Genomic DNA, 16,965 nt, shown 5'->3' with positions numbered 1-16,965 from the left:
TGTCCGGCGTCACTTACGGTAACGGGGTTCCGTGCTGGCGGCTTCATCTCTACATGGTTGCGCGCATGGATGGAGAGAAGGCGATGGGCCAGGCTGGCGAGGCGGGCATGAGCGGGACACGGCGGTCGCGTGTGGGTGACCCCGCGCCGTGGTTCGAGGCGCATGTGTTCGTGTGCTGCAACCGCAGGCCCGATGGGCACAAGCGCGGCAGCTGTGCGGCCAAGGGCAGCGAGGCGTTGCGCGACTACATGAAGGCACGCGCGAAGGAAATCGGCCTCAAGGGCATCCGGGTGAACATGGCCGGCTGCCTCGACCGCTGTGAGTTCGGGCCGACGCTCGTGGTTTACCCCGAGGGCGTCTGGTACAAAATCGAAACGAAAGACGATGTCGACGAGGTGCTGGCGGTGCATCTGGCCGGTGGCGGGCGCGTGGCGCGGCTGATGCTGACGGAAGCCCACGTGCCGCCGCCCAAGGAGGCGCCCCCTGGCTGAGGCGCCCGGCAGGTTCGGGGGCGAGACCATCTTCGCGCTCGCCTCCGGCCAGGGGCGGGCGGGCGTTGCCGTTCTGCGCGTCAGCGGGCCACGGGCGCGGGAGGCGGTGGAGGCGTTGGCGGGCGTGGTGGCGGAACCGCGCCGGGCTGTGTTGCGCACCCTGCGTGACCCGACGAGCGGCGAGGCGCTGGACCGTGCGCTCGTCCTCCGCTTCTGCGCCCCCGCGAGCTACACCGGCGAGGAGGCGGCTGAGCTTCACGTCCATGGCGGTCGGGCGGTGATCGCGGCTGTGGCCGATGCCCTGTTGCGGGCGGCACCCGGCGTGCGGCCGGCGGAGGCTGGTGAGTTCACGCGGCGCGCCTTTCTCAACGGCAAGCTCGATCTCACCGCTGCCGAGGGGGTGGCTGACCTGGTGGCGGCAGAGACGGCCGCGCAGCGTCGGCAGGCGCTGGCGCAGGTGGACGGGAGGCTGGCGCACTGCGTGGCAGGGTGGGTCGAGCGGCTGACGCATGCGCTGGCGCTTGCCGAGGCTGCGATCGACTTCGCAGACGATGGCGTGGGCGAGCAGGCCGAGGCCGAGGCGCTGGGCGACGCGGCTGCAGTGGCCGCGGAGATGGGCGCGGCACTTGTGGGCGCTGGTCGGGCGGAGCGGGTGAGGGATGGTGTGCGGGTGGCGATCATCGGCGCGCCGAACGCAGGAAAGTCGAGCCTTCTCAATAGGTTGGCCGGGCGGGACGCGGCGATCGTCTCGGCCCGCGCCGGCACGACGCGGGATGTGATCGAGGTGCGGATGGACCTCGGTGGCCAGGCGGTGACGCTGGCTGATACGGCCGGGTTGCGGCAAACCGAGGACGACATCGAGGCGGAAGGCGTCCGGCGCGCGCTGGCCTGGGCTGGCGAGGCTGAACTCCGTCTTGCCGTCTTCGATGGCCTCTCACTGGGGCCGGACGCAGGGACTGTCGCTGCCCTCAGCCAGGGCGGCAGGCGCTGGATCGGCGTGGCAACCCGGTGTGACCTTGGGCGGCGGCTTGGCACCGTGCTGGGGGAGGAGGTGACTTCGGTCTCCTCGGTCACGGGGGCTGGGCTGGATGCGGTGCTCGCGGCGCTGACCGACGCCGTCGGCGCGCTGGCGGGAGAGACATCGGGCGCCGTGCTGACGCGGGCGCGCCACCGGGCGGCGGTGGAGGAGGCGGTTGCCGCGATCAGCCGCGCCGGCGATGCGGGGTTGCCGGAACTGCGGGCCGAGGCGCTGCGCGGGGCGCTTCGGGCGATCGGGCGCTTGACCGGGCGGGTCGACGTGGAGGATCTCCTCGACGTGGTGTTCCGGTCATTCTGCATCGGGAAGTAGAAGGGGCCAGGTTTGCTCCGCGTTTCACGTGAAACGCGGGGTCGGGGAGGGTGCGGTGGATCGCTTCGACGTGATCGTGATCGGTGGCGGGCATGCCGGGTGCGAGGCCGCAGCGGCAGCAGCGCGGGCGGGGGCGAGGACGGCGCTGGTCACCCATGCGCCGGAGACGATCGGCGAGATGTCCTGCAACCCGGCGATCGGGGGGCTGGGGAAGGGGCACATCGTCCGCGAGGTCGATGCGCTCGATGGCATCATGGGCCGGGCGGCGGATGCTGCGGGCATCCAGTTCCGCCTGCTCAACCGCAGCAAGGGGCCGGCCGTGCAGGGGCCGCGCGCCCAGGCTGACCGGCGGGCCTATCGCGAGGCGGTTCAGGGCTTTCTCGCCGCGCAGGCCGGTCTCGGCATCATCCGCGGGGGGGTGGAGCGGCTGCTGCACGACGGGAGTGGGGCTGTCGCCGGCGTGGTGCTGGCGGACGGGCGCGACCTCACCGCTGGCGCTGTCGTCATCACGACAGGAACGTTCCTCCGCGGCGTGATCCATGTCGGGCCGGAGCAGCGCCCCGGTGGGCGCGTCGGCGAGGCGCCCTCGACCGGGCTGGCGCAGGCCATCGCGTCCCTCGGCCTAAGGATGGGGCGCCTGAAGACGGGGACCCCGCCGCGCCTCGATGGGCGTACGATTGGATGGGAACGGCTCGAGGAGCAGCGTGGCGACGAGGAGCCTGAGCTGTTCAGCACCCTGTCGCGCGCGCCCGCGCTGCGGCAGATCAATTGCCACATCACCGCGACCACGGCGGCTACCCACGCCCTCATCCGGGCAAACCTGCACCGCGCCCCGATGTACTCGGGCCAGATCGAGAGCCGCGGCCCCCGATACTGCCCCTCGATAGAGGACAAGGTGGCCCGCTTCGCCGACCGCGAGCGGCACCAGATCTTCCTCGAGCCGGAGGGGCTGGATGACGACACGGTCTACCCCAACGGCATCTCGACCAGCCTGCCGGAGGATGTGCAGGCGGCGCTGATCGCGACCATTCCTGGCCTGGAGCAGGCGCGGATCATCCGCCCCGGCTACGCGATCGAGTACGATCATGTCGACCCGCGGGAGCTCGCTCCGACGCTGGAGTGCCTGGCTGTGCCGCGCCTGTTCCTCGCCGGGCAGATCAACGGAACGACCGGGTACGAGGAGGCGGCGGGGCAGGGGATCGTGGCGGGGATCAACGCCGCGCTGGCGGCCGGCGGGCGTCGCGATGGCTTCGTGCTCGACCGGGCCGAGGCCTATATCGGTGTGATGATCGATGACCTGGTGACGCGCGGCATCACAGAGCCATACCGGATGTTCACCAGCAGGGCTGAATATCGCCTGACGCTGCGCACCGACAATGCCGATCTTCGCCTGACGCCGCGCGGGCTTGGACATGGCGTCATCGGCCCCGCCCGCGCGGCGGCTTTTCGGGCGCATCGCGAGGCGATCACAGAAGCCCGCGCCCAGGCCACCGACACGACGATGACGCCAGACCAGCTCTCGACCCAGGGAATCACTGTGAATCGCGACGGTCAGCGCCGGTCGGTGCTCGACCTGATGGGCCATCGCGGTGTCGATCAGGCGGCACTCCGTGCGGCGTTTCCCTTTCTGTCCGCACTTCCGCCCCGCGTGGCGCGGACGCTGGAGGCAGAGGCGCTCTACGCCGGCTACCTCGGCCGCCAGGAGGCTGAGATCACGGCCCTGCGCCGGGAGGAAGAGCTCACAATCCCCCGCAGCCTCGATTACGGCGCGATTGCCTTCCTTTCTGCCGAGATGCGGGAAATCCTGTCCCGTTCCCGCCCCGCGACCATCGGTGCCGCACTCCGCCTGCCGGGAGTCACGCCAGCCGCCATCGCTGCCCTTCTTGGGCATGTCCGCCGACGCGCCGATGCCGCCTGACCGGGGCGGGTGTTTCACGTGAAACGAGGCGGGAGCGAGCAGGGCCCAGCGTTCCCCGATACGGTGCGCCCGGCGCTCGAGGCCTACGCCGCTCTCCTCACCCGATGGAACCAGCGCATCAACCTGGTCTCTCCGCGAGACCTTCCGCGCCTGTGGGAGCGGCACATCGCCGATGCCGCCCAGCTTGCGCCGCTCATCCCGCCAGGAACGACCCGGATTGCTGACCTTGGCTCCGGCGCCGGGCTTCCGGGCCTGATCCTCGCGATCATTACCGGCACCGAGACCCACCTCGTGGAGCGTGACCAGCGAAAGGCCGCCTTCCTCCGGGAAGCTGCCCGCGAGACGGGGGCGCCCGCAACCGTCCATGCAGCGGATGCAGCCACCCTCACCCCCCTCGGCGCCGGCGTGGTGACGGCCCGTGCCCTCGCACCCCTCCCTGTCCTGCTCCCGCTAGCCATCCGACACTCCGCCCCTGGCGGCGTTCTCCTCTTCCCAAAGGGCGCCACAGCCGAGGCGGAATTGACCGCCGCCGCCGCTGCCTGGACAATGGCCGTCGAACGGTTCCCGAGCCGAACCGACCCAGCCGCAACCATCCTTCGCCTGTCCGAGGTCGCGCGTGTCTGAACCGCCTCCGCCACGCCCAGCCAGGCCGCGCATCATCGCCGTCGCCAACCAGAAGGGCGGGGTGGGCAAGACCACGACCGCGATCAACCTCGCCACCGCGCTCGCCGCCACCGGCCAGCCGACCCTGCTGCTCGACCTCGACCCCCAGGGAAACGCCTCGACCGGCCTCGGCCTGCCGCGGACGGATCGTGGTGACGGCAGCTACGCGCTGCTCGCCGAAGCCCGCCCGCTGGCCGAGGTGACGCGCCCGACCGCCATCCCCCACCTCTCCCTCGTGCCGGCTGACCAGGACCTCGCGGGAGCGGAGATCGAACTCGTCTCCCTCACCCGCCGCGAGTTCCGCCTGCGCGATGCGCTCGCCGCCGCGGCACTGCCACCCAGCACCATCGTGCTGATCGACTGTCCCCCCTCCCTCGGCCTGCTCACCTTAAACGCGCTGGTCGCGGCCGATGCGGTGCTTGTGCCGCTGCAATGCGAGTTCTTCGCGCTCGAAGGCATCAGCCAGCTGATGCGCACGATCGAGATGGTCCGCCGCGGGTTCAACCCGTCCCTCGCGCTGCAGGGCATCGTGCTGACAATGTTTGACAAGCGTAACAATCTGTCTGACCTGGTGGCGGCCGACGTGCGCGGCTTCTTCGGCGAGAAGGTGTATGAAACGGTGATTCCCCGGAACGTTCGGATATCGGAAGCACCGAGCCACGGCAAGCCCGTGCTGCTTTATGACGTGCGCTCCGCCGGCGCGCAGGCCTATATCGCGCTGGCCGGCGAGGTGCTGCGGCGCGAGCGTGCGGCGGCGGGAGCGGCGGCATGAGCGCGCCCCCCAAGGACTCTGGGCCGAAAGATGCACCGCCGAAACGTCTTGGCCGCGGCCTCTCCGCCCTGTTCGGCGAGGCTGCTGCCCCGCCTTCGGAGGCGCCCGTCGCCGCCCCTGGGCCCGCGCCCGCAACACAGTCGCTTTCCATCGCAGCGCTGGAGCCTTCGCCGTTCCAGCCGCGCGCTGGCATCGACCGCGAGAAGCTCGATGACCTGATCGCCTCGATCGCCGCGAACGGCGTGTTGCAGCCGCTGCTCGTCCGCCCGCATCCGACGGCACCTGGCCGCTACCAGATCATCGCCGGCGAACGTCGCTGGCGCGCGGCACAGGCCGTGCCGCTGCACGAGGTTCCCGTGCTGGTGCGCGACCTTGATGACCGCACGGCGGCCGCCGCCGCGCTCGTTGAGAATCTGCAACGGTCTGACCTGAACGCGATCGAGGAGGCGGAGGGCTACCGCCGCCTGGGCGAGACCGAGGCGTTGGACAATGCCGAGATCGGCCGCCTGGTCGGCCGTTCCCGCAGCCACATCGCCAATACGATCCGCCTCCTGAACCTGCCGATCGTGGTGCAGGTACATCTGCGCGAGGGCAAGCTCACGGCCGGCCACGCCCGCGCGCTGCTCTCGGCGCACGACCCCGGCATGCTGGCCGACCGTGTGATCATGGAGGGCCTCTCGGTCCGCCAGACCGAGGCGCTCGCGCAACAACCCGCGCCCACAACGAAATTCGGCAAGTCCCCGCCGCGGAAGGACCCCAATGTCGAGGCGCTGGCGCGTGACCTGACGGAGCAGCTCGGCCTCAAGGTCGCGATCCGCTTCGACGGCAAGCGCGGCGAGGTGCGCATCGCCTACAAGGACCTCGAGCAGCTGGATGGGCTGATCGCGCTGCTGAACAAGGTGGGGTAGGGAGGCTGACCCCTTCCCCCACCCCGCGCGGCATGTGACGCTCGCCGCAACGAACACATCCGGGAGGCTCCACACCATGCGCCCCAACCGCCTGCGCGCAGCGCTCGATTCAGGGCACCCGACGCTCGGCACGCACCTGCTCTCCGTGTGGCCGACGCTGGTCGAACTCGTCGGCGCCACGGGGCACTACGACTACATCGAGTTCACCGCCGAATACGCGCCCTTCACGCTGCATGACCTCGACAATCTCGGCCGCGCGCTCGAGCTCTCGCACCTCTCCGGCATGATGAAGGTCGAGCAGGACCAGTACCTGCACCAGGCGATGCGCGCGATCGGCTCAGGCCACCAGAACGTGCTGTTCGCCGATATCCGAAGCGTCGCCGATGCTGAACTCGCCGTCGCTTCCGTGCGCGCCGAGGCGCCGAAATCAGCGGGCCTCTCGCGCGTGGGCCTGCACGGCGTCGGCATGCGGCGTGACGTCGGCACGCTGCGTGATGTCGGCTCCGAGGCCTATGTCGAGGCGCTGGGGCAGGCGGTGGTGGCGATCATGATCGAGAAGGTCGAGGCGCTCGAGAACCTCGATGCCATCCTCTCCGTGCCTGGCATCGACATGGTGCAGTTCGGCCCGGCCGACTATGCGATGGGCATCGGCCATCCGGGCCAGTTCGCGCACCCGAAGGTTCGGGATGCGGAACGACGCGTGATCGAAACGGCGCTGGCGAAGGGGCTGCACCCGCGCGCCGAGATCCACGAGCCGGAGCAGGCCGAGCGCTACCGCGCGATGGGCGTGAAGCATTTCTGCATCGGCTGGGATGTCTCGATCCTGCAACGCTTCTGGGCTTCGGCCGGGGCAGCGATGCGTGGCATCGAGACAGCGCCGGCGGAAGCGCCGAAGGCGGGCTATCGCTGAACGAGCGACCGCCCGCGGCGCCACTGCGCCCGGCCTTGCCCCCGGCCCTGCCCCCGACCCTGCCCCCGACCATGCGCGCCTGGGTCGCACGCAGCTATGGCGGCCCCGAGGTGCTGGCGCTGCGCGAGGTGAAGCTCCCCCAGCCCGGCCCGGGGGAGGTGCTGATCCGCGTGGAGGCGACGACCGTTTCGTCAGCGGACCGGCGGATCCGCGCGCTCGATCTCCCGGCCGGAATGGCGCTCATGGGCCGGCTGGCGCTGGGGTTGCGCCGCCCCCGCAGAGCCGTCCTCGGCGTGGAACTCACCGGCCGCATCGCCGCTGTCGGCGCTGGCGTGACGCGCTTCGCACCCGGTGACGCCGTGATCGCCTTCCCCGGCTTCCGCCAGGGCGCGCATGCCGAATTCGCGGTGATGCCGGCTGCCGGCATGGTGGTGGCACGGCCTGCTTGCATGTCGGTCGAGACTGCCGCCGCGCTGGGCTTCGGCGGAACGACGGCGCGGGACTATCTTCGCCGGGCGCGGCTGCGCGAGGGGGAGCGTGTGCTGGTGATCGGCGCATCGGGCACCGTCGGTGCCGCACTGGTGCAATTGGCCATCGCTGCTGGCGCGATCGTCAGCGCCGTCACCTCCACCGGCAACGTTGCCCTGGTGCAGGGGATGGGCGCTGCCGAGGTCATCGACTACACCGGTCGCGACTACACCGCAGGGCCTGATCGCTGGGACATCGTGGCTGATGCCGCCGCGGCACTGAGCTTCCGCACAGCCCTGCCGATCCTCGCCGAGGGCGGCCGATACCTTGCCATCGCCGGCGGGCTGGGCGACCTGCTTGCGCGCAGGCGAGGCAGCCGCCGACCCATTGCAGGACCTGCCGCGGAGCGCCCCGATGATCTTGCCGCGCTCGCCGATCTTGCCGCGCGCGGCCTGTTCCGCCCGCCGATTGATGCGGTGTTTCCGTTCGATGCGCTGCCCGCCGCGCATGCCCGTGCCGACACCGGCCGCAAGCGCGGCAGCCTCGTCGTCCTGCTCGAATCGCCCTCGCGCTAACGCTCGCCGCGGCGCGCGGCGCGGGCGATGTCGAGCACGGCGCGGGAGGCGATGAGCTGGTCCGGCGCGCCGGTCGTCTTGCAGCCGAGCTCCGCCGTCAACAGCCGCTCGCACGCCGTGGCCGCGCGCGCTTCCGTCCAGCCCTGCAACGCGCGGTGCCAGGCGCTTTCGTGGCGGAAGAACACCGGCGGGCGGGAACGCATCGCCGCCTCCTTCGGCGCGAGCGCGCCCAAGCCCTCGGCCACGCCGAGATGCAGGCGCTGCATGTGCCGCAGCGCCGCGCGCACCACCTGCACCGGGTTTGCGCCCTCGTCGAAGGCGAGGCCGAGCGCACGATCCGCCCCCGCAACGTCACCGGCCGTCGCGGCATAGAGCGCATCGTCGAGGCCGAGGCCCGCATGGTCGCCGACGCTGGCCATGGCATCGGCCACCGTGACGCGCCCGCCCGCGCCCGCGTGCAGCGCGAGCTTGTTGAGCTCGGCGCGCGTCAACGCACGGTCGGCGCCGAGATTGTCGGTCAGCCACGTGATCGCATCGCCATCGGCCGTCACGCCGGCCTCCGTCAGCGTCGCGGTGATCACCTGGCGCAGCGCGGCCCCTGTATCGGCGTAGCAGGCAATGGCCGCGGCGTTCGTTGCGCGTTCGAACAACGCGCGCAGCTTTGAGCGTGCGGGCAGCTCGCCGGCCTCGGCCACCAGCAGCGTGTCGCCGGCAACCGCGAGCGCTGCCTCGATCGCGGGGGTGAGCGTGTCGGTCGCATCACGCAGCCGCACCGCGCGTCGCCCGCCCATCAGGCTGAGGGCTGCCATCTCGCCGGCAAGCAACCCAGGGTCCGACGCTGCCTGCTCGCGTCGCGGCTCGGAGATGCGGAAGGGATCATCGAGGCTGCCGGCCGCAAGCCGCACCAGCCCCTCGGCGCGCTCGCGCACCAGCCCGGTGTCGGGGCCATAGAGCAGTACGCCGCGCGCGGCCCCGGGGTCGGCCAGGAAGGCGGGGATGCGGCGGGCGTCGAGCTTCACGTGCCGCGGGCGGCGGTGGTTGCGCGCCTGCGGGCATAGAAGGCGGCGAGCTGGCCGGTGATGTCCTGCGCCAGCCGTTCCGTCAGCCGGCGCACGGCGGCTTCGCCGGAGAGCTGGGCGGCGAAATACTGGTCCGTGCCGACGTTGAACGCGTCGACCGCGAGCGCGCGGCCGCGCGTCACCGGATCGCCCGGCGGCGTGAGGGGGCGGAGCACGAACTCGGCGACGGCGCTGACGCGGTTGCGCGTCTCCGTCTGGTCCTGCTGCACGGCGAGTTGCTCGCGCCGCACCTGGACGCGCACCAGGAGTTCGTAGAGCGCAGGCGCGCCGCGATCGCTGCCGAGGTTCTGCACGAGCGCCTGGCGCAGCAGTTGGCCCTCGCGGTCGGCGATCAGCGCGACGCGCGTGGCCGCGAGATCGCCCGATGCGGTGGAGGCCGCCGCGCCCTGCGGCGCCTCGCCGTAGAGCGGGCGGAAGCCGCAGGCACCCACCGTGAGCAGCGGCGGCGCGAGGAGGAGCGCGCGCCGCCTCATGTCAGGCCACCACGAAGTTGACGATCTTGCCGGGCACATGGATGCGCTTTCGGATCGTTCTGCCTTCGAGCGCGCGGGCGACGTTCTCCTCCGCTTCTGCCGCGGCAAGCACGCTCGCCTCGTCGGCGCCGACGGGAACTGTGATCGTGCCGCGAAGCTTGCCCATCACCTGCACCGCGATCGTGATGCTGTCGGCCGCCGCAAGCGAGGCATCAGCCTCGGGCCACGGCAGCAGTGCCACCAGTCCGGAACCGGGGCGGAGCATCGCCCACATCTCCTCGGCGAGATGCGGCATCATCGGCGCGACCAGGCGCGCTGCGGTCTCGAGCGCCTCGCGCTTCGCCCAGAGGATGGCGGCATCGTCACCCTTCGCATCGGCGATCGCGTTCGCGAATTCGTAGAGGCGCGCGACCGCGACGTTGAAGCCGAAATCCTCGAGCGCCTCCGTCACGGCGATGATCGTGCGATGCGTGACGCGGCGGAGATCGAGAGCGCCACCTCGCGCGGCTTGCGCCGCTGCCGGCGGCGTGGCGACGTCTTCCCAGGATGTTCCGGCTGGCGGCAGTGCGGGCACGGCGGCATGCGTGAGACGCCACAGGCGCTGGACGAAGCGCGAGGCGCCGGCGACGCCGGCTTCCGTCCACTCCACGTCACGTTCGGGCGGGTTGTCGGAAAGGATGAACCAGCGCGCCGTATCGGCCCCGTAGCGATCGATGATCGCCGAGGGGTCGATCGTGTTGCGTTTCGACTTCGACATCGCCTCGATGCCGCCGACCGTCACGGGTTCGTTCCCGCCGCGCAACATGGCGGTGCCGTCGGGCAGCTTCTCGACCTCGGTCGGATAGAGCCAGCGGCCGTCCATCGCCTTGTAGGTCTCGTGCTTGACCATGCCTTGCGTGAACAGCCCGGCGAACGGCTCGCCAGAGGGCAGGCCGAGATGGCCGGTGTCGCGCATCGCGCGGGTGAAGAAGCGCGAGTAGAGCAGGTGCAGGATCGCGTGCTCGATCCCGCCGATGTACTGGTCGACCGGCAGCCACGCATCCGCCGCCGCGCGGTTCGTCGGCGTCGGCGAGCCGGGGGCTGTGAAGCGGGCGAAGTACCAGGAACTGTCGACGAAGGTGTCGCACGTATCGGTCTCGCGCCGTGCGGCCGCACCGCAGCGCGGGCAGGGAACGTGCTTCCACGTCGGGTGGTGGTCGAGCGGGTTGCCGGGTGTCGCGAAATCAACATCCTCGGGCAGCCGCACGGGCAGCTCGGCTTTCGGCACCGGAACGATGCCGCACGCCTCGCAGTGGATCACCGGGATCGGGCAGCCCCAGTAGCGCTGGCGCGACACGCCCCAGTCGCGCAGCCGCCACTGCACCACGCCCGTTCCGGAAGCGAGCCGTTCCAGCTCGGCAATCACGCGGCGCTTCGCCTCGGGGACGGCAAGGCCGTCGAGGAAGCCGGAGTTCACCAGCGTGCCGTCATCGGTGAAGGCAACGTCGCCCACCGCGAACGCCGCTGCATCCTCGCCCTTCGGCAGCACCACGGGCGTGACGCCAAGCCCGTATTTGCGGGCGAAGTCGAGGTCGCGCTGGTCATGCGCGGGGCAGCCGAAGATGGCACCCGTGCCGTAGTCCATCAGCACGAAATTCGCCACCCACACGGGATACCGCGCGCCGTTCAGCGGGTTCGTCACCGTGAGGCCGGTATCGACGCCGCGCTTCTCGGCGGTCTCGAGCGCGGCTTCGGTCGTTCCCTCGGTGCGGCAGGCAGCGACGAAGGCCGCCACCGCGGGGTCGCGCGCGGCGAGGTCGGCCGTCACCGGATGGTCGGGGCTGAGGGCGAGGAAGCTCATGCCGAACAGCGTATCGGGGCGGGTGGTGAACACCTCGACGTCAGCCGCACCGCCAACGGGTTCGGGCAGCGCGAAGCGCACGCGCGCGCCCTCGCTCCGCCCGATCCAGTTCTTCTGCATCAGCCGCACGCGCTCGGGCCACCGGTCGAGGCCATCGAGGGCGGCGAGCAGGTCGTCGGCCTGTTTCGTGATCGAGAAGAACCACTGCGAGAGCTTCTTCCGCTCCACCACGGCACCCGAGCGCCAGCCGCGCCCGTCGATCACCTGCTCATTGGCGAGCACGGTGCCGTCGACCGGGTCCCAGTTGACGAAGGCTTCCTTCCGCTCGACCACGCCGGCCTCGAGGAAGTCGATGAACAGCGCCTGCTGCTGGCCGTAGTATTCGGGGTCGCAGGTGGCGAACTCGCGCGACCAGTCGAGCGAGAGGCCCATGCGCTTGAGCTCGCCCCGCATGGTGGCGATGTTCTCGTAGGTCCATTTCGCCGGGTGGATGCCGCGCTCGCGGGCGGCGTTCTCGGCCGGCAGGCCGAACGCGTCCCACCCCATCGGGTGCAGCACGGCGAAGCCGCGGGCGCGCTTGTAGCGGGCGACCACGTCGCCGAGCGTGTAGTTGCGCACATGGCCCATGTGGATGCGCCCCGAGGGGTAGGGGAACATTTCCAGCACGTAGTACTTGGGCTTCGTCCCGTCCGGCCCAGCTTGGTTTGGCACGTCGGGGACGGTGAAGCATGCTGCGTCGTTCCACGCCTTCTGCCAGCGCGGTTCCGCTGCGGCGAAGTCGTAACGGGCGATCTCTGGTGTCGTGTCCATGATGGCGAGCAAAATACCCGCTTCCGCGCCGCCCGCCAGCGTTTAGGCGTCAGGCCAGCATCGACGCAGGCCTACCGCCCCGCCGTCTGGGTCGACTGGATGCGGAGGTCGCGGGCGCGGGCGAGGATCTTGTCCTCGAGCGCCGGACCCATGTCGGCGCTGACGGCCTGGTCGACCCACTGGCCGCGGCTCTCGACCTGGCGGAATACCGAGACGCGCACACCGTCGGAGCGAAGCTGGCGGCCGAGGATGTAGGTGGTGACCTTGAACCGCTCACCCGGCGTTTCGGGCGGGGAGTACCAGTCGGTGATGATGACGCCGCCGAACGGGTCGGCCGAGATGAGCGGCATGAACGACAGGGTGTCGAGCGAGCCGCGCCAGAGGAAGGCGTTCACGCCGAGCGCGCCGCCACCATTGGCCCCGTCGCGGTTGGTGCTGGAGCCGAACAGGGTGAAGCCATTCTCCATGCCGAGCACCGAGCCGCGCTGGCTCGAGCGCGAGGGGTCATTGTACTCGCTCTGCTCGACATAGCGGCCCTGCCCGCAGGCGGCGAGCACGAGGGAAGCGGCGAGCAGGAGCGGTCCTGAACAGCGCTGGCGGCGTGGCGGGTGGGTCATGGCGGGCATCGGTCCGTGTCGGTGTCCCTGGGGGCGGTCAGCCTTGTGCGTCGATGAGCGCTCGTCACGGGCGCGTCAACTGAAAACGCCGCCCCGCACTGTGGAAATGGGGTGATCCCTGTTCAAAAGAAAGGGGCGGCAGGTTGCCCTGCCGCCCCGATCCGTGTCCCGACCGGCCGAAGCCGCTCGGGGTCAGCTCACCACTGGAAGCCGATGCCGAGCGAGATCACGTCGACAGTCGCCTTGTTGTTGGTGTTGGCAATGGCGCCGGTGATCACGTCGACCCCGCTCTCCTTCACTTCGCCGTTCAGGTACTCGAGGAACAGCGCGAGGCCAGGAGCGATGTTGTACGTGCCGCCGAGCGCGAAGCCCTGACGCTCACGCTTGCCGGTACCAGCAGCCTGCGAGCCGGCCGACTCGCTGTTGAAGTAGTGACCACCGACCACGAACGGGCCGAAGGTGTACTGAGCGCCGAGCGACCAGGTGAACAGGTCGCTGTTGTCGCCGCCCGGAACGTTGAGGCGCGGCTGGAAGCCACCACCAAGCACTGAACCGGCTGCAGCCGAAACGGCTGTGCCGGCCGCGTTCAGGGTGTTGCCATTCATGTTGGCCTTACCACCGGAGATGATACCGCCAACAGTCAGGCCAGCCCACGACACGGTCGCGCCGCCGAGGGCAACGCTGAGGTTCTCAGCCTGGAGACCACCGGTCCTCAGGTTGTCAACCGTGCCCGAGCCCACGTAACCACCGGACACGCCCACGCCGACGGGGCCGAAGGTGCCGCGGTAGCGCAGCATGATTTCGTAGATGTCCTGGGCCCGCTGCAGCGCGTTGTCCTGGATCGACCCGTCGACGCGATCGCAGTTCGCTGCGTTCGCGCCGCTGAAGGACGCGAAGGAGCACGCGCCGTCGCCGCCGAACGAACCGTCGTTCGGGCCGTAGGAGAGGCCGACGTCGAAGCCGAAGAACTGCGGCGAGAAGTAGCCGATCTTCGTGTAGTTGTTGCGGCCCGACGACGAATACCAGAAGGCGTCGGACGGGTTCGTGCCGATCACGAAGCCCGGTGAGTCACCGTCCCAGCCGCCCGAGCCGAAGCCCGTGATGTGGCCGAGATGCATCGTCTCGACAGCACCCGTCGGGCCCGAGCCCACGCGGATCTGGCCGAGCGTCGGCGTGCCGACGTAGCCCCAGGCGCGGCGGAAGAACAGGTTGGAGCGGGTGTCGCCCTCGGCGTTGCCGCCCGAGCCCATGCGGATCTCGAGGCTGGAGCCGTAGCGGAGGCCGTTGGCGGCGACGCCATCGAACCCCGGGAAAATGCGGCCATAGTCGATGAAGTCGATCGACGACATCGAGGAGGCCGTCTGGCCGACCACCACGCCGGGAGACGCGGCCGTCGCGTTGAAGTCGCTCGGGCTCTGGTCGACCCAGCCCATGTACATGCGGTAGCGGCCGCTGAACCGGGCGGTGATGCCCGGGGTCGGCGTGCCCTGACCGGTCACTTCCGTGCCCTGCTGGGCCATGGCCGGTGCAGCGCCGTTCGCCACGAACGCGGCAAAGCCGGCCGCCGTGGCGAGAAGGATCTTGCGCATCCTATTCCCTCTCTGTGTTACGCGCCGGACCCTTCCAGCGCATCCTATCGACCCATCCCCTACCCCCCGGCACGGCGCGCGAACGACATGCCTCAAGACGGGATAACGAGCCTGGACGAGACTATGGGCAGCCTCTCAGGCGCGTGTCCACGGGCCGAAAAGGCCGATTGTGCGTTTCGGGAAACACCGTGGCCGAGATGCAACACTGCACCTTTCACCTACGGCGCGGAAAAGCCGCCCACGGATGCAAAGGCCACCGCCCCTGCCCGTGCCGCCGCCCTGACGTGGCCCCTCGTGTGCGCCCCGGTGAGACCGCCAAGCGCCGCCACCGGAAGCCGCGCCGCACGGGCGAACCGAGCGAAACGCACCGGCCCGAGCACCGCCCCGCCCGGGTGAGACAGCGTCGGGAACAGCGGCGAGAGCAGGGCAAGGTCGGCCCCGATCGCCGCGGCCCGGGCAAGCGCGCGCGGGCCGTGCGCGGCGATGGTCAACAGCACCCCCCGTCGCCTGCGTCGTGCCGCCCGGAAGCACGCGGGCGGGCGCATCCCCTCGGCCAGGTGGAGCCCGGCGCCGAGCGCCAGCGCCAGCCGCGCATCACGCGCGACCAGGAGCCGAAGCCCGCGCATGCGACAGATCCTGGCAAGCGCACCGGCGAGCGCCGCCCGGCCGGCCGCCCCGTCATGGCGCAGGATCACCCCGGCCCCGCGCGGCAGCGCCGAGGCTGCCGCCAGCGGGTCACCCCCCCGTCTCTCGTCGGTCATCAGAATGATGCTAGGGAATGGGCTGGACGGCGGGCCGAGAGCCCGCGCCGCCGAGACCAGGGATCCTGCCATGCCGGATGGTGCCATGACCGCTCAGCCTGACCTTGCCGCCAATCTCGACACCGTGCGGGCCCGCATCGCTGCCGCGGAGATCGCCGCCGGGCGCGCCCCGGGCAGCGTGACGCTGGTCGCCGTGTCCAAGACGCATGGGGCGGAGGCGGTGGCGGCGGCACTCGCGGCAGGGCAGGTCGTGTTCGGCGAGAACCGGGTGCAGGAGGCGGCGGGCAAGTTCCCGGCGCTCCGCCCCGCCAACCCTGGCCTCAGGCTCCACCTCATCGGGCCATTGCAGACCAACAAGGCGCGCGAGGCGATGCAGGTGGCCGACGTGATCGAGACGCTCGACCGCCAGAAGCTCGCCGCCGCGATCGCCGCCGAGCGTGATCGCACGCAGCGCTGCCCTGACCTGCTCGTGCAGGTGAATGTCGGTCGCGAGCCGCAGAAGGCCGGCATCGACCCGGATGAGACGGAGGCCTTCGTCGCCGCGTGCCGCGGGAGCCTGGCGCTGCCCGTCACCGGGCTGATGTGCATCCCCCCGGTGGAGGATGACCCGAGGCCCCACTTCGCCTGGCTCGCCGCCGCCGCGCGGCGCCTTGGCCTGGCGGTGGTGAGCATGGGGATGAGCGGGGATTTCGAGGCGGCGATCGCCGAAGGGGCGACGCATGTGCGCGTCGGCTCGGCGATCTTCGGCGCCAGGCCCGCCCCGGCGGCCCCCATCATTCCAGCCTGACCGCGATCACCGCGAGCCCTGGCAGCACCAGGCGAAGATCGGGCAGCGAGAGCGCGATGCACCCCTCGGTCGGGCCGAAATCGGGGCGGGCGAGGTGGAGGAAGATCGCCGAGCCGCGGCCGGGGACGGGCGGGGCATCGTTCCAGCCGAGCACGCCGATCACGTCATAGAGCGCATCGTCGCGCCACAACCGCTCATGGCTCGCGGTGAACGGAAGGCGGACGGGGCGGTTGTAGGCGGCGTCATGGGGCGCGTCGCACCAGCCATCGTCGGGCCCGATCGGTTCCGCCGGCACGGCGGCGGTGGGGCGGGGGAGCCTGTCGGCCCGCCAGAGAATGCGGCGGACGGGTAGCGTGCCGTCAGGCGTGCCGCCGTCACCCTCCTGCTTCCCGGCGGCCGGCACGATGCCGGCACGGCCGAGCGCACAGGGAAAGGGGCGTGCCTCGGGGCCACGGAGCAGGCGGCCGACCGTGGCGCCGCGCGGGGCAAGCACGAGGGCGGCGTCGGGGGCGATGATCATGGCGCCGATCTAGCACGGCGCGGCCAGCGGGGTCAGGGCGCCGAGGCGGGCACCGGGGCGGGCACCGGGGCGGGTGCCGCCGTCGGCAGGTTTGGCGCAGCGCGGCCGCGCATCGCCCTGTCATAGGCCTCGAGCCCCTGCATCATGCGCTGCACGAAGGCAGGGTCCTGCCCGCCGGAGGTGACGGGGATGATCGGCGCACGCCTCAGCCGGGCTGGCTGCGACGCCGCCACGGCGGGTGCTGCGGCGGCATCAGGCTCGGCCGCAGTTGCAGCCAGAGCAGAGGCTGCCGGTGTTGCTGTGGCCGGTGCTGCTGCGGCCGGTGCTGCTGCGGCCGTTGCTGCTGCTGGCCGCGCCTGCGCGTCCGCCGGAACGGCGAGAGCGGCGGCGACGAGGCCGGCGGCCGGGTCGGCGGCTTGCGGCGCGTCGCGCAACG

The 16,965-nt window shown here is 71.0% G+C and carries 16 protein-coding genes and 1 pseudogene; 9 read left to right on the top strand and 8 right to left on the bottom strand.

All coding sequences use genetic code 11. The features are described from left to right. Positions 1 to 107 precede the first annotated feature (107 nt). The 8 genes from Q0C38_RS21175 (at position 108) to Q0C38_RS21140 (ending at position 8,053) form a co-directional block, all read left to right on the top strand. Entirely contained in the window at positions 108 to 491 is a 384-nt protein-coding gene (locus Q0C38_RS21175; protein ID WP_291299131.1) for a ferredoxin, read from the top strand. After that, complete coding sequence (gene mnmE / locus Q0C38_RS21170) at positions 484 to 1,839, top strand: tRNA uridine-5-carboxymethylaminomethyl(34) synthesis GTPase MnmE (RefSeq protein ID WP_291299130.1); 1,356 nt, start codon at positions 484 to 486, stop codon at positions 1,837 to 1,839. Before Q0C38_RS21175 ends, mnmE begins: the two co-directional genes overlap by 8 nt. A 55-nt stretch (positions 1,840 to 1,894) precedes the next feature. Beyond that, complete coding sequence (gene mnmG, locus Q0C38_RS21165; RefSeq protein ID WP_291299121.1) at positions 1,895 to 3,757, top strand: tRNA uridine-5-carboxymethylaminomethyl(34) synthesis enzyme MnmG; 1,863 nt, start codon at positions 1,895 to 1,897, stop codon at positions 3,755 to 3,757. An 18-nt stretch (positions 3,758 to 3,775) separates the two neighbouring features. After that, positions 3,776 to 4,381: a 16S rRNA (guanine(527)-N(7))-methyltransferase RsmG gene (gene rsmG, locus Q0C38_RS21160; RefSeq protein ID WP_291299120.1), complete on the top strand. Its 606-nt coding sequence runs from the start codon at positions 3,776 to 3,778 to the stop codon at positions 4,379 to 4,381. After that, positions 4,374 to 5,192: a ParA family protein gene (locus Q0C38_RS21155; protein WP_291299119.1), complete on the top strand. Its 819-nt coding sequence runs from the start codon at positions 4,374 to 4,376 to the stop codon at positions 5,190 to 5,192. The genes rsmG and Q0C38_RS21155 overlap by 8 nt, the downstream gene beginning before the upstream one ends. Then, positions 5,189 to 6,100, top strand: a complete 912-nt coding sequence (locus Q0C38_RS21150; RefSeq protein ID WP_291299118.1) for a ParB/RepB/Spo0J family partition protein — start codon at positions 5,189 to 5,191, stop codon at positions 6,098 to 6,100. The genes Q0C38_RS21155 and Q0C38_RS21150 overlap by 4 nt, the downstream gene beginning before the upstream one ends. A gap of 76 nt (positions 6,101 to 6,176) precedes the next feature. Next, on the top strand, positions 6,177 to 7,010 hold the full coding sequence (locus Q0C38_RS21145; RefSeq protein ID WP_291299117.1) for an HpcH/HpaI aldolase/citrate lyase family protein: 834 nt from the start codon (positions 6,177 to 6,179) through the stop codon (positions 7,008 to 7,010). A 71-nt stretch (positions 7,011 to 7,081) separates the two neighbouring features. Further along, positions 7,082 to 8,053, top strand: a complete 972-nt coding sequence (locus tag Q0C38_RS21140) for an NAD(P)-dependent alcohol dehydrogenase (protein ID WP_291299116.1) — start codon at positions 7,082 to 7,084, stop codon at positions 8,051 to 8,053. Here the strand turns inward: Q0C38_RS21140 and holA are convergent. The 6 genes from holA to Q0C38_RS21110 form a co-directional block, all read right to left on the bottom strand. Beyond that, a complete protein-coding gene (holA, locus tag Q0C38_RS21135; RefSeq protein ID WP_291299115.1) occupies positions 8,050 to 9,072 on the bottom strand; it encodes a DNA polymerase III subunit delta in 1,023 nt (340 codons plus the stop codon). The genes Q0C38_RS21140 and holA overlap by 4 nt on opposite strands. Next, positions 9,069 to 9,605, bottom strand: a complete 537-nt coding sequence (locus Q0C38_RS21130; RefSeq protein WP_291299114.1) for a hypothetical protein — start codon at positions 9,603 to 9,605, stop codon at positions 9,069 to 9,071. The genes holA and Q0C38_RS21130 overlap by 4 nt, the downstream gene beginning before the upstream one ends. Position 9,606: 1 nt before the next feature. Next, on the bottom strand, positions 9,607 to 12,255 hold the full coding sequence (leuS, locus tag Q0C38_RS21125; protein WP_291299113.1) for a leucine--tRNA ligase: 2,649 nt from the start codon (positions 12,253 to 12,255) through the stop codon (positions 9,607 to 9,609). Between the two features lie 71 nt (positions 12,256 to 12,326). Beyond that, positions 12,327 to 12,872 (bottom strand): DUF3576 domain-containing protein, encoded by a 546-nt coding sequence (locus tag Q0C38_RS21120; RefSeq protein ID WP_291299112.1) that lies wholly within the window; start codon positions 12,870 to 12,872, stop codon positions 12,327 to 12,329. A gap of 197 nt (positions 12,873 to 13,069) precedes the next feature. Continuing rightward, on the bottom strand, positions 13,070 to 14,461 hold the full coding sequence (locus tag Q0C38_RS21115; RefSeq protein ID WP_291299111.1) for a porin: 1,392 nt from the start codon (positions 14,459 to 14,461) through the stop codon (positions 13,070 to 13,072). 218 nt (positions 14,462 to 14,679) lie between these two features. After that, positions 14,680 to 15,222 carry a thiamine phosphate synthase gene (locus Q0C38_RS21110; protein ID WP_291299110.1) on the bottom strand — a complete coding sequence of 181 codons (543 nt, stop codon included), beginning with the start codon at positions 15,220 to 15,222 and terminating at the stop codon, positions 14,680 to 14,682. A gap of 85 nt (positions 15,223 to 15,307) precedes the next feature. Between Q0C38_RS21110 and Q0C38_RS21105 the strand changes: the two genes are divergently transcribed. Continuing rightward, positions 15,308 to 16,009 carry a YggS family pyridoxal phosphate-dependent enzyme gene (locus Q0C38_RS21105; RefSeq protein WP_291299109.1) on the top strand — a complete coding sequence of 234 codons (702 nt, stop codon included), beginning with the start codon at positions 15,308 to 15,310 and terminating at the stop codon, positions 16,007 to 16,009. On the opposite strand, the gene Q0C38_RS21100 is transcribed toward Q0C38_RS21105, so the two are convergent. Together Q0C38_RS21100 and Q0C38_RS21095 are read right to left on the bottom strand one after the other, a co-directional pair. Next, positions 15,996 to 16,529 carry a L,D-transpeptidase gene (locus Q0C38_RS21100; RefSeq protein WP_291299108.1) on the bottom strand — a complete coding sequence of 178 codons (534 nt, stop codon included), beginning with the start codon at positions 16,527 to 16,529 and terminating at the stop codon, positions 15,996 to 15,998. The genes Q0C38_RS21105 and Q0C38_RS21100 overlap by 14 nt on opposite strands. A 32-nt stretch (positions 16,530 to 16,561) precedes the next feature. Then, a pseudogene (locus tag Q0C38_RS21095) lies at positions 16,562 to 16,965 on the bottom strand (hypothetical protein); the annotation flags it as partial.

It is taken from the genome of Elioraea sp., from assembly GCF_022842375.1.
Taxonomy (GTDB): Bacteria; Pseudomonadota; Alphaproteobacteria; order Acetobacterales; family Acetobacteraceae; genus Elioraea_A.
The sequence above is the reverse complement of the archived record's forward strand: the minus strand, read 5'-3'. Positions and strand labels throughout refer to the sequence as shown.